The sequence below is a fragment of the Mycobacterium colombiense genome (genome assembly GCF_003284935.1).
Taxonomy (GTDB): Bacteria; Actinomycetota; Actinomycetes; order Mycobacteriales; family Mycobacteriaceae; genus Mycobacterium; species Mycobacterium arosiense_A.
In genome coordinates this window covers 1-12,359 of record NZ_QMEV01000099.1, presented here as the reverse complement: position 1 = coordinate 12,359, position 12,359 = coordinate 1, and the positions used below count along the sequence as shown (strand labels likewise).

The 12,359-nt window shown below is 68.0% G+C and carries 9 protein-coding genes and 1 pseudogene; 7 read left to right on the top strand and 3 right to left on the bottom strand.

The features are described from left to right. On the top strand, window positions 1–631 hold a 631-nt coding region (locus DQP57_RS24890), incomplete at its 5' end, for an MCE family protein (RefSeq protein ID WP_205869234.1). Window positions 632–692: 61 nt separating this feature from the next. Here the strand turns inward: DQP57_RS24890 and DQP57_RS24885 are convergent. After that, entirely contained in the window at window positions 693–1,610 is a 918-nt protein-coding gene (locus DQP57_RS24885) for a DMT family transporter (protein ID WP_112635376.1), read from the bottom strand. A 100-nt stretch (window positions 1,611–1,710) separates the two neighbouring features. After that, a complete protein-coding gene (locus DQP57_RS24880) occupies window positions 1,711–2,604 on the bottom strand; it encodes an oxidoreductase (RefSeq protein WP_112635375.1) in 894 nt (297 codons plus the stop codon). A 146-nt stretch (window positions 2,605–2,750) separates the two neighbouring features. On the opposite strand from DQP57_RS24880, the gene DQP57_RS24875 reads away from it, so the two are divergent. From DQP57_RS24875 to DQP57_RS24855, 5 genes are all read left to right on the top strand, one after another. Beyond that, on the top strand, window positions 2,751–3,743 hold the full coding sequence (locus DQP57_RS24875; protein WP_112635374.1) for a diacylglycerol/lipid kinase family protein: 993 nt from the start codon (window positions 2,751–2,753) through the stop codon (window positions 3,741–3,743). 432 nt (window positions 3,744–4,175) lie between these two features. After that, entirely contained in the window at window positions 4,176–7,439 is a 3,264-nt protein-coding gene (locus DQP57_RS24870) for a thioester reductase domain-containing protein (protein ID WP_112635373.1), read from the top strand. 36 nt (window positions 7,440–7,475) lie between these two features. Beyond that, window positions 7,476–8,384 (top strand): metal-dependent hydrolase, encoded by a 909-nt coding sequence (locus DQP57_RS24865; protein WP_112635371.1) that lies wholly within the window; start codon window positions 7,476–7,478, stop codon window positions 8,382–8,384. 13 nt (window positions 8,385–8,397) lie between these two features. After that, window positions 8,398–9,327 carry an alpha/beta fold hydrolase gene (locus DQP57_RS24860; protein ID WP_112635369.1) on the top strand — a complete coding sequence of 310 codons (930 nt, stop codon included), beginning with the start codon at window positions 8,398–8,400 and terminating at the stop codon, window positions 9,325–9,327. A gap of 8 nt (window positions 9,328–9,335) precedes the next feature. Further along, a complete protein-coding gene (locus DQP57_RS24855; protein WP_112635367.1) occupies window positions 9,336–10,412 on the top strand; it encodes a PDR/VanB family oxidoreductase in 1,077 nt (358 codons plus the stop codon). Between the two features lie 6 nt (window positions 10,413–10,418). Here DQP57_RS24855 and DQP57_RS24850 read toward each other — a convergent pair whose 3' ends face one another. Next, a complete protein-coding gene (locus tag DQP57_RS24850) occupies window positions 10,419–11,474 on the bottom strand; it encodes a hypothetical protein (RefSeq protein ID WP_112635365.1) in 1,056 nt (351 codons plus the stop codon). Between the two features lie 93 nt (window positions 11,475–11,567). Here DQP57_RS24850 and DQP57_RS24845 point away from each other — a divergent pair. After that, window positions 11,568–12,359 (top strand): annotated as a pseudogene (locus tag DQP57_RS24845) (hypothetical protein); the annotation flags it as partial.

Below are 12,359 nucleotides of genomic sequence, written 5' to 3'. Positions count from 1 at the left end.
GCCGGATCTGTTGGATTTCTTGAACAATGCGGTGATCACCTCGCGCACCATCAACGCCCAGCAGAAGGATCTGGATCGGGCGTTGTTGTCGGCGGCCGGGTTCGGCAACACCGGTGCGGAGCTGTTCACCAAGGGCGGGCCGTATCTGGCGCGCGGCGCCGCTGACCTGGTGCCCACCGCCCAGCTGCTGGACACCTACAGCCCCGAAATCTATTGCCTGATGCGCAGCGAACACGATGCGCTGCCGGCCACCGGAGCGGCCGAGGGCGGTTTCAACGGCTACTCGCTGAACATGGACACCGAGGTGCTCTCCGGGCTGGGGTTGATCGCCAACCCGGTGTCCGCGGTGCCCGTCATCGCGTCGCTGGTCGGCGGTGTCGCCGGAGTCGTGGGCGGTGCGCCCAACCCCTACATCTGGCCCGAGAACCTGCCGCGCGTGAACGCCCGCGGCGGGCCCGGTGGCGCGCCGGGGTGCTGGCAGAAGGTCACCCGCGATCTGTGGCCCGCGCCGGAGCTGATCATGGACACCGGCAACAGCCTCGCGCCCTACAACCACCTGGACACCGGGTCGCCGTACGCCATCGAATACGTCTGGGGCCGCCAGGTCGGCGACAACACCATCAACCCCTAAGTGGTGCACGCCGGCCCACGCCGGGATCGAGAATGCTTAGCCGGCAATCCCTTCGGCCGCTTCAGGCCTGGGTGGCCGCGGCGGGTCGAGAGCTGGATTTCACGTCGCGACCCGCGCCGGCCGACATGGAGGCGGCCTCACCGCGAGCCAACCCGATCGTCGCGACGATCACCACGACGAGCGTCCCCGCCAGGACAAACCATTCCCAGCCGCCGGCTGCCAACGTTTCTTGAAGGACGATGATGCCCAGGATCCCGCCCACCACCGGCTTCGCCACGATGATCGTCGGCAGCGAGGCGGTGAGCGCGCCGGCTCGATACGCCGACTGGTGATAGATCATCCCGGCCGCGCCGCAGAACACCAGCGCGTACAGCTCGAATGACATCCATACCTGGCCGGGGTGGTGTTCCAGGACGTCGACCACGCCCTTCATCAGGACCGCGAACACCGCGAGCAGCGTTCCGGCGACGGCCGCCAGCAGCAGCGCCGCGACCGGGCGATCCGCCCAGATCCGCGCTCCCAGCAGCCCGAGCAACAACAGCGGGCCGATCACCACGGCGACCACGACCCAGATGTGCAGCGGCGCCCGTTGCTGGCCGCCGGTCGGGTCCCCGATCGCGATCAGCACCGCCAGCGCCACCGCCAGCACCAGCGCCCAGGTCCACTCTCGGCGGGTGATCCGGTTACCGGTCATCCGCGAGTAGATCGGCAGGGCGAACAGCAGCGCGGTCACCTGCAACGACATCACCAACAACACCGAGCCCTTGTCGAGCGCGGCGGCCAGCAGCACGTAACTGCCGATGTCCCCCAAACCGCCCATCCACCAACGCTTGTCGCGCAACAACATGCCGAACAACGTGAGGTGGCCCACCCGTTTGTCGGTGACCTCCTGCGCGGAGCGCTGCCGCACGACGTTGCCGATCGCGGACGCCAACGCGGCGCACAGGGCGATAATGGCCGCCAGATGCGCGTCCGACATGGCATTACCTCCTCGCTGGGTGCGGTGGCGCTACCCATCCAATCTAGTCACGGCCCGGGCGACCGGCGCGTCGAAGGTCGCCCGGCCAGCGAAGACGGCATCAGAGCGGGAACTTCGTGTCGGTGAGCCGCTCGGACAGCTCCCACAGGGCGGCGGCGGTGCCCGCGCGCTTTGCCGGCCAGTTCCGCCACGTGGGCTGCGTGCGGCCGTACAACCCGAAGCGCGGGCCGACGAAGGTGTCGCCCGGCAAATCCTGCGAGGCTGCGTACAGCGTCTGGCGGGCGCCGAAGTCGGCATCGGTGGACACGATCCGGTCGACCGCCAGCACCGCCGCGTCGCCCCATTTGCGGCCGGAGTTCCCTTGCAGGTTCGTGTGCGACCAGCCGGGGTGGGCGGCCAGGGCCCGCAGCGACGTGGGGACGTCGTTCAGCCGCCGCTGCAGCTCCTTGGTGAACAACAGGTTGGCCAGCTTCGATTGGCTGTACGCCAGCCAGGCCGAATACGGCCGGGACTGAAAGTTCACGTCCTTGAGGCTGATGTAGCCGAAGTGGTGCATCAGCGAGGACACCGTCACCACGCGGTCGGTCAGCTTGGGCAACAGCAGGTTGGTCAACGCGAAATGGCCGAGGTGGTTGGTGCCGATCTGACCCTCGAAACCGTCGACGGTCACCGCGTGCTTGGTGGCCATGATGCCGGCGTTGTTGATCAGCACGTCGACCCTGTCGATGCCCTCGGCAAAGCGCCGCACCGAGGACAGGTCTTGCAGGTCGAGCCGGCGCACCTCGACTTTCCCGGTCGCGGGGCCGGTTGCCGAGCCGGTCATGCGCGCGGCGGCCGCGTCGCCCTTGTCGGTGTTGCGGACGGCCAGGATGACGTGGCCGCCCACCCGGAGCAACTCGCGGGCGGTGACCTCGCCCAGCCCGGCGTTGGCCCCGGTGATGACGACGGTCCGTCCGGCGAACGAGGGCAGCTGTGCTGCGGTCCAATCGGCCATGGCAGCCACCCTAACTTCGCACGTGCGGTCCCGGCCGGTGGCCCGAGGGGCCCGCGGCGGCCGGCGCAGCGATGTCGGTCACCCGGTCCGCCCGGTATCGTGCCTGGGATGGCCAGCGACATCCCACTTGACGCGGGGATCGCCGGATGCATCTAGGCGTCATCGTCAATCCGAAAGCGCGGAAAAATCGGTCCGCTTCCCGCGATCGCATCGCCGAACTGCGTCGCATCGTCGGCCCGTGGGGCGAGGTGCACGAGACCAACTCGATCGACCAACTGCGCGACACCATCGCGCAGCTCGCGCCGCGGGTCACCCATCTGGTGGGCGACGGCGGCGACGGCGCACTGCACTGGTTGATCAACGAGATCGAGCACTGCATCGGTGACCCACAACGCTGGCCCGCATTCGTCCCGTCCAATGGCGGCAGCGTCAACGCCGTCGCCCGCAAGGCCCGGGTGCGCGGGCGCCCCGAGGCGATCATCCGCGCGCTGACGGCGGCCGCCGAAGCGAATCGACCTCCGCCCGAGGTGAACCTGGACACGTTGGTGCTCGACGGCGCCACGGCCGAGGGCGCGCCGTTTCATCGGCTCTGCTTCGGGCTGGCCGCCGGCGGCGTCGGAAACCGTTTCTACGACCGGTATTACGACTCACCCGACCACGGCCGGCTGGCCGTCGCGCGAGTGATCGCCCGCAGCTTCGGCGACTACATCACCTCCAAGGTCGCCCCCGGCCGTGTGAAGACGCCGAACTATGCGTCCATCCTGTTCACCCCGACGCAGGCGCGCGTGGTGATCGACGGCGACGAGGTCCCGTCGCGCACGCACAGCCTGCTGCACGCCGGCGCGATCGACCTGCGCATCGGTGGCCCACTTCGGTTGTTCCCCAAGGCGTCCGAGCCCGGCGCGCTGCATTTTCAGGCCGGATACCTGCGGCCGTCGAGGATCGTCGCCCAGCTTCCGACGGCCCTGACCAACGGCATGCTCCGCGGCGACGGGCTCCGCGATGTCAACGGCCGCGAAATGGTCATCGAGGCCGAGGGCGAACCACTGTCGCCCATCATCGACGGCGAGCGATTCCCGGGCATCGTGAGACTGGTGGCCCGCTCGGGCCCGCGGATCCGCATCGCAGTGCCCTCCTAGCCGGCCACGCAGGCAGTTCGGCGGCGCGGCCGCGATCATTGCCGTTGGGGGGCGAATCGAATTGCGGTTTTCGATTTGCAATTTCGCCATTTGGCGTGACGAAGGTAATAGCATTTCGCGTCCGATTGTGCGTTGGGCGGCGAAATAGAAAATGCGCGAATTCGTAGATACGCACTTCAGTATCTCAGGCGGCTCAGCTGGGATAATTCCTGGTCGCCCCCGCCTGACATACTGAAGTCCGTATGTGCGCAGATCAGCATTCGCGCATTAGATTCCATCGTTTAAGTTTCACCTGTGAATGTGGTGTGCGACGGCCATTAACGCGGCTTCACGCTTTGCTCAGGACGGGCTCGCGGCGCTACATTGGTCTTTATATTCACGACGGAAGTCGTTCTCGGGCTAAGCCAACCTGGAAGGGGGATCACTCCTACGATGGAGACGCTGATCGATTACCTGCAGATGTGGGAAACGCAGAAGCCGGATCAGACCCTCTTCCGGTTCGTCGATGGGGACGGCCGCGAACTCGAGCACTACACCTACCAGGCCTTCGCCGAACGCACCCGCGAGCTGGCCGCATACCTGTCCAAAGAGGCCGGTCTGAAGTCGGGCGATCGTGCGCTGCTGGTCTACCCGCCCGGTCTGGAGATGATCGCGGCGCTGTATGCGTGCGCGCGCATCGGGGTGATCGCCGTTCCGGTCAGCCCGCCCCTGCCGATGTCCTTCGATTCCGGGTTGGCCAAGCTGAGCTTCATCGCCCGCGATTGCCAGGCGGCGGCGGTGCTGTCGACCAAACAGTTCGAGTACGACTTCCGCCTGCTGCTCGGTCAACGCCGCGGCGAGCGGGTCTGGACAGACGAGGCCGACGCCGGCCTGCCGGAGCTGCCCTGGTTCGCGACCGACGGCGCGCAGGAATTCGGCGGCGCCCCGGTCGCCGACACCCCCGGCGACGTGTTGTTCCTGCAGTACACCTCCGGCTCGACCAGCAACCCCAAGGGTGTCATCGTCACCCACGCCAACGTCATCGCCAACGGCTCGGCCTTCACGGGCGACGTGGTGTTGGCCTCGTGGCTGCCGCAACACCACGACATGGGCCTGATCTCGGCCTACATGTTCATCGTGCTGCTGGGCGGGTCCACCCACGCGATGTCGCCGCTGGACTTCCTCGCCCGGCCGTCGTCCTGGCTTCGGCTCATCAGCGACGTGCGCGCCACTCACACCCCGGGGCCGAACTTCGCGCTCGAATACTGCCTGCGCGAGGACAAGCTGCCCGCCGCGGAATTGGCCGGCGTCGACCTGAGCAGCCTGGAATGCATCGTCGTGGGCGCGGAACCGCTGCGCGCCAACACCTTCGCTCGCTTCCGGCAGCGGTTCGCCGAGTACGGGCTGCGGCCCGAGGCGCTGACCGGCGCCTACGGCATGGCCGAATCCACCCTGATCGTGTCGATCCGCGGCCGCCAGACCATCGCGGTCAACAAGCGCGGGCTGGAGCGCAACGTGGCGCGCGTGGAAAAGGCGCTGCCGGAGAACAGCAACCAGGTCGCGTTGGTCAGCTGCGGCAAGCCCATCGAGGAGACGCTGGTTCGCATCGTCGATCCCGAATCGCGCCAGGCGCTGCCCGACGGGCGGGTCGGCGAGGTCTGGCTGGCCGGGCCCTCCAAGGGTGCCGGCTACTGGAACCGCCCGGAGCTCACCGCGGAAATGTTCGGTGCCCACATCGCCGGCGATGACGAGCACTCCTTCCTGCGCACCGGCGATCTCGGCTTCCTCTACGAGGGTGAGCTTTTCGTCTGCGGCCGCAGCAAGGACCTGATCATCGTCCGCGGCGTCAACTGCTACCCCTCCGACATCGAGGCCGTCGTCGAGCGCACGGCCGCGCACGTCCGGAGCGGCTGTGTCGCCGCCTTCTCCGTCGAACACGATGAGACCGAAGCGCTGATCGTCGTCGCCGAGGTGCGCGACGAGCACAACCTTCCCGACGCCAAGTCGGTGGCCCGCGCGATCCGCCGGCACTGCCACATCGATCCACACGCGATCGTTTTCGCGCCGCCGCGCAGCATCCCCAAGACCACGTCGGGCAAGATCCGGCGCGCTTCGACACGCCAGCTGTGGCTGGACGACAAGCTGCCCGCCTTCGCCACCTGGATCAACCAGTCGGCCAACCGGACTCACGGCGAACTGGGTGCGGGCGCCGGTCCGCTGGAGCGCTTCCGCAACCTCATCGAGAGCTACGACCTCACCGGTGACGAGGACTGCTCGTTCGCCGACCTCGGCATCGACTCGCTGGCGCTGGCCGAACTGCGCACGGACCTGCAGGCCCTGCTGGAGGACAACGGCGCCGGCGAGCTGGCCGACGAGGTCAACACGCGGCTCCTCCAGCGACTAACGGTGTCCGAATTCTTCGGACTGATAAGGCAATTCGGCGACGATTCCGGCCGGCCGCTCGACGCGCTGCGCGGGGCGCTGGATAAGATCTCCGCCGAATACGAGGCCCACGAGGCCGCCCAGATGCGGGCCGACGCGGCTCTGCCGCTGCCGGAGCTCGCGCCCGCGCGGCCGGGCGAGCCCACCGACCTGCTGCTGACGGGCGCGACCGGGTTCCTCGGGCCGTTCCTGGTGAGCAGCCTGCTGGCGCGGACCACCTACACGGTGCACGCACTGGTACGCGCCACCGATCCCGCGCACGGCCTTGACCGCATCGTCGCGTCGTTGCGCCGCGCCCAGCTCTGGACGCCGGCGCTGGAAGCCGACGTCCGCGCCCGGGTTCGCGTCGTCTGCGGCGATCTCGCCCAGCCCGCGCTGGGCATCGGCGAGGCGGCCTTCCAGCAATTGGCGCAGGACGTCGACGTCGTCGTGCACAACGGCGCCCTGGTCAACTACGTGCGCACCTACGACGCGCTGCGGCCCGCCAACGTGGAGGGTACGCGCGAGCTGTTACGGCTGGCGATGATCAGCCACCGCAAGGCTTTCCACCTCGTCTCCAGCACGTTCATCTACGGCTGGAGCACCGAGCCGGTGGTCGGGGAGTGGGACGCCAACGAGAAGATGGCCGGCCTGGACTTCGGTTACTCGCAGACCAAGTGGGTCGGCGAGCAGCTGGCGCTGGCCGCGCAGCGCAAGGGACTCGACGTCCGCATCTACCGGCCCTCGCTCATCTCGCCGACCCGGGCGGGATTCGGCAGCCAGGACGACATCCTGGTGCGCCTGACGGCGTTCATGATCGAGCACGGCGTCGCCGTCAACGCGCTCAACCAGATCAGCCTGCTGCCGGCGGACTTGATCGCGGATCACATCGTCACGCTGATGGGCCTGCCCAAAGATGACAGCGTGGGCAGCGTCTTCAACATGACCGCGGACGACTACTACAACCTCACCGACGTCACCCGCATCCTGTCCGAGCGCTACGGGTATCGCTTTGAGTACCACGACATCCCGTCCTTCACCGAGCAGCTCAACCGCCGCTGCACGCCGAACGACCAGATGTACCCGTTGGTCGATTTCCTCACCCGGTCGGCGGACAAGATCGCCGCGATGCGCGACAAGCGCTACGACAACACCCAGTACCGTCACCGGCGGGGCCTGGCCAAGGTCCGCCTGCGTGAGCCGGCCCTGACCGAGACGGTCGATCATCTGGTCCGGTTCTTGCGCAGCGAGCGTCTGATCACTGAGGTCGAGGACGAAGCACAACGCAGCGCCTAGGCTAAAGACGTTGCACGGCGGAAAGGGGTGGCGACGATGTTCACCGTCGATGACAAGGCAACGGGCCCGCACGATGCCTCGCTCGACCACGAGCGGATCGTCCTGCAGGCGCGTGACGTCGACTTCGACTGGTCGACGCTGCCGTTCTACTACGTGCCCAACGAACCCTTCACCACCCACTTCTGCAATGTGCTGCACTTGTTGCTGCCCGCCGGTGAGGAATTCATCGTCGACGCCTTCAAGGACACCTTGCCGCTGATCAAAGACGATCAACTGCGCCGCGATGTGCAGGGATTCATCAGCCAGGAGGCGATGCACTCCCAGGCGCACGCGGGGGTGCTCGGGCACTTCGCGGCCAAAGGCATCGACGTGACGCCGTTCACCGACCAAATGCGTTGGCTATTCACCCAACTCATCGGTGACCGGCCGCGGTGGAGCAGCCGCCGGCGGCAGAGCTGGCTGCTCGAGCGGGTGTCGATGGTCGCCGCCCTCGAGCACTACACCGCCATCCTCGGCGAATGGATTCTCGACACCCCGCAACACGACGCCATCGGCACCGACCCCGTGATGCTCGACCTGCTGCGCTGGCACGGCGCCGAGGAGGTCGAGCACAAGGCCGTCGCGTTCGACACCATGAAGCACCTGCGCGGCGGGTACTGGCGGCAGGTGCGCACCCAGCTACTGATCACGCCCGCGCTGCTGTGGTTGTTCATCCGCGGTGTGCGGTTCATGTATTCGGTCGACCCCTACCTGCCGCCCGGCACCAAGCCGCGCTGGCGGGACTACTTCCGCGCGGCGCGGCGCGGTTTGGTGCCCGGGCCGTTCCAGTTCCTCCGGGTCATCGGGGCCTACTACACGCCGAGTTTCCATCCATCCCAGCTGGGCGGGGTGGGGCGCGCCGTCGATTACCTGGCCCGCTCACCCGCCGCCCGGGCCTCGCACTGAAACGGCACTGACGATGACGACCGAAGTGGCGTCAACCACGGTCGCCGCCTCCGACGGCGTGCGACTGGCGGTGCACGCCTACACCGACATCGAACCGGGACGCCCGACCGTCCTGGCCATCCACGGCTACCCGGACAACCACCACGTGTGGGACGGGGTGGCCGAGATACTGGGCCGCCGCTTCAACGTCGTGGCCTACGACGTGCGCGGCGCCGGCGACTCGTCGAAGCCGGCCAGACGGGCGGGATACCGCTTCCCGCAGCTCGTTTCGGACATCGACGCGGTGATCGAGAGCCTCGGGGTGAACCAGGTTCATTTGTTGGCCCACGACTGGGGCTCGATCCAGGCCTGGGCGGCGGTCACCGACGACGCGGTGATGGACAAGGTTGCCTCGTTCACGTCCATCTCGGGCCCGCACCTGAACTACGCGGGCCGATTCCTGCGGTCCGCGCGCTCACCGCGTGGCGTCCTCGACGTCCTCAAGCAGGCGCTCGCCTCCACCTACATCTGGTTCTTTCTGTGCCCCGGCGTGCCCGAGCTGGCGATCTGGTCGCGGGCGACAGTGGCGGTCTTCGCTGGGGTGGAACTCATCGGCCGGCCGCGGGGCGCGCAGCGGCGCGCGGCGACGAGCCGCTCGATCCGTGACTACCTCAACGGGCTCAACCTGTACCGGGCCAACATGCCCAAACCGATGCTCGCGCCCGGCAAGCGGCTGCCGCAGACCGCCGTGCCGGTGCAGGTGCTCGTCGCACGCCAGGACTATTTCGTATCGCCCGCGCTGCAATGGTTTACCGGCTCCATCCCGGAGGGTGGCAGGGTCGTCCCGATCGAGGGCGGCCATTGGGTGGTCAGCGCGTACCCCGAGGTCATCGCCCGGCTCACCGGCGAGTGGGTCGACCTGATCGCCCAGTCCGCAGACCGCCGCGGCACCGGCCAGATGTGAGGTTCGTTGTGGGACAGACCATTTGGGATAGCATTCCGGCTGATCTCTACGGCCGCCGCAAACGCGACCGCATGTACACGGCGTTGTACGGGGTGGGCTCGCTGTTCGGCGGCCTGGCGTCGGCGTCGCGGTGGACGTCCTCGCGCGTGCAGCCGGTGCGGCGCACCACCACCGCGGTGGTGGTCAACCGCGAGCTGCTCGCCCCCGACGTGGTCGCGCTGACGGTGGCCGACCCGGCCGGTGGATTGATGCCGTCCTGGACACCCGGCGCGCACATCGACGTTCGACTGCCGTCGGGGCGTCGCCGGCAGTACTCGCTGTGTGGTCCGCCCGGCCGGCGCACCGACTATCGCATCGCCGTGCGCCGCATCGCCGAGGGCGGCGGCGGGTCGATCGAAATGCACGACGCGTTCACGGTGGGGGACAGGTTCGAGTTCGAGGGGCCCCGCAACGCGTTCTATCTCGTCACCGACGAGCGCGAAGTGTTGTTCGTGATCGGCGGCATCGGCGTGACACCCATTCTGCCGATGATCCAGAGGGCTCAGCAGCGCGGAATCGATTGGCGCGCCGTGTATGCCGGCCGCACCCGCGATTACATGCCGCTGTTGGACGAGGTGCTGGCGGTCGCCCCGGACCGGGTGACGGTGTGGGCCGACGACGAGCGGGGCCGGATCCCCACCGCGTCGGACTTGCTTGCCGGCGCCGGGCCGGCGACGGCCGTCTACGTGTGTGGCCCCACCGCCATGCTGGAGTCGGTGCGCACCGCCCGCAACGAACACGCGAACGCGCCGCTGCACTACGAACGCTTCGGCCCTCCACCGGTTGTCGACGGGGTGGCCTTCGAGCTGGAACTCGCCCGCTCGCGGCGGGTCCTCGAGGTGCCGGCGAACCGGTCGGCGCTCGACGTCATGCTCGATCGCGATGCGACCACCGCGTACTCCTGTCAGCAGGGGTTTTGCGGCACGTGCAAGGTGAAAGTGCTTGGCGGGCAGGTCGATCGCCGCGGGCGCACCGCCGAAGGCGACGACGAGATGCTGGTCTGCGTCTCCCGCGCGAAATCCGGGCGCGTGGTCATCGACGCCTGAGCGCTTCTATAGGGGCCCGGGGACTTCCCCCAAGCTCGACAGCTCTGCGTGCACGGATTGGATGGCGGCCTGGTATTGCTCGTCGCTGAGGGTTTTTGTGTAGTAGCGGTTCATGCGGAGCTGATATTGCTGATCGCGCAGTTGGCGGATGCGCTCGAGTCTGGTGGTATCGGCCGCAGAAAATTTGAGCTGCTCGATGCTGATGTGGCCGGCCATGACGTGTTCGATCGGTGAGAGCGGATAACCGCAGTGGGCGAGTAGCTCCAGATAGGCCTTGAGGTAGGGCCGTTCACCGACTCGCCAGGTTTCGCGTTCTGCTCCCCACTCGAACGCCGCCAGCACCATCGCCAGGATCATGACATCGGCGCGCACGTCGACGTTGGCCCGCGCCGTCAACTGTTCTTCACGGGTCTCCTCGAGCCCCAGCAGGTTTGCCGCGAGCGTCATGCTGGCCGGGCAGTGCAGGTCGGCCAGGTAGTGGAAGTTGCGGGCGATGAAGACGTCGATCCACGGCGGCGGGGCCGATAGCAGGTTGGCCCGAACCCAGTCGCGCCGCGCGCTCGCCACCGCCTTAGCCAGTCGGTCGAGTTCGCGCATCATCACCCAGTCACGCTTGGCGTCGGCCGCCGCCTCGGATTCCAGCTTGACCGGTCGGCTGCCCGTGCAAGTGGGGCCGCCCGTCACCTCGTCCAGTGCCATGGGCCGGGCCTGGTCATAGGTCAGGTACGACGCGTAGACCTCCAACTCCGGCAATCCCGTCCAACGGGCCAGCTCGCCCAGAGTTCTCTCGCCCGGGTACAACCTGCAGATCTGATCCTGCTGGTTGAGGTCATCGCGGGTGTAGATGAGGCCGATTTCCTGTTGCTCGTCGCGGCGCGTCCCGAGACAGATGCGCCACCCGGCCGGGCCGGCAACTCCGGGCACAAAGCGCGAAGAGATTTCGACCAGCAGGTCATCGATCGTGGCCGAGGCAGGGAAAACCCAGAACTCGCGGTGGGACTCGGTATCGTCGCCCATGGCGACCGAGCTGCGATCGATAGTCACCGTCACCGTGTCAGACATATTTCGAGCCCTCACTGCCGTTGGGCCTACAAAACTAACGAAACCGGGTCACGTTCAGCGATCAATTCACCCCGGCTGCGTCATGCTTAGGCGATGCCGAAGAAATCGCTACCCGCGCCGGCGCGGCCGGAAACGGGATCGGGGGAGCCGGTGCTGGGGAGCTGGCGGGCCGCCGCGCTGAGCATGGCCCTGATCGCGTCCGCGGCGTGGTACGGGTTGGGCGCGCTGCTCGGCGCCGTGGTCATGATGCCGGTGATCTACGCGCTGGCACGGCTGCGCGGCCATGCGCCGGACGCGCGCAGCACCGCCGAGCTGATCGGCGCCACCCTGGGCCGCACGGCGGGGACGGCGGCGGGCATCGTTCAGTTGATCGCCTACCTGGTGCTGGCCGCGCAATTCGCCGCCACGCTCGGATTGCAACTGCTGCAGTCGCTTTGGCCCGATCAAGACCCCGTCAAGACCGTGTCGTGGTTGCCGGCCGGCGCCGCGATCGTCGCCGTTGTCGTGGGGGCCGCCGCGTGTTGGGCGTCAACGCGCGCCGTGGCGTCACTGGCGCTGCCACTCGTCCTCGCGGGCCTGCTCCTCTACGTCTGCCTCGCGGTGGCGGTGACGGCCCTCGTCGCGCTGAGCACCGACCCCGTCGTCATCGGGACGGCCGCGACACCGCGCCCGCTGTCCGGCCAGCTCGTCGGCTTCGGCCTGGGGATGGTGGGCGTCGAACTCCTCACCGTCCGCGTCCCGCGCATCGCCCGGCCGGGGCGATCCATGTCGCTGGCCGTCGGGCTGGTGGCCGCCGCCGCGGTGGTGTTGTGGGCGGGCGATCACCGGGGCGTGGTGGGCCCGTGGCGATGGAGCGCCACGATGCTGGCCGAGGCGGTGCCCGAG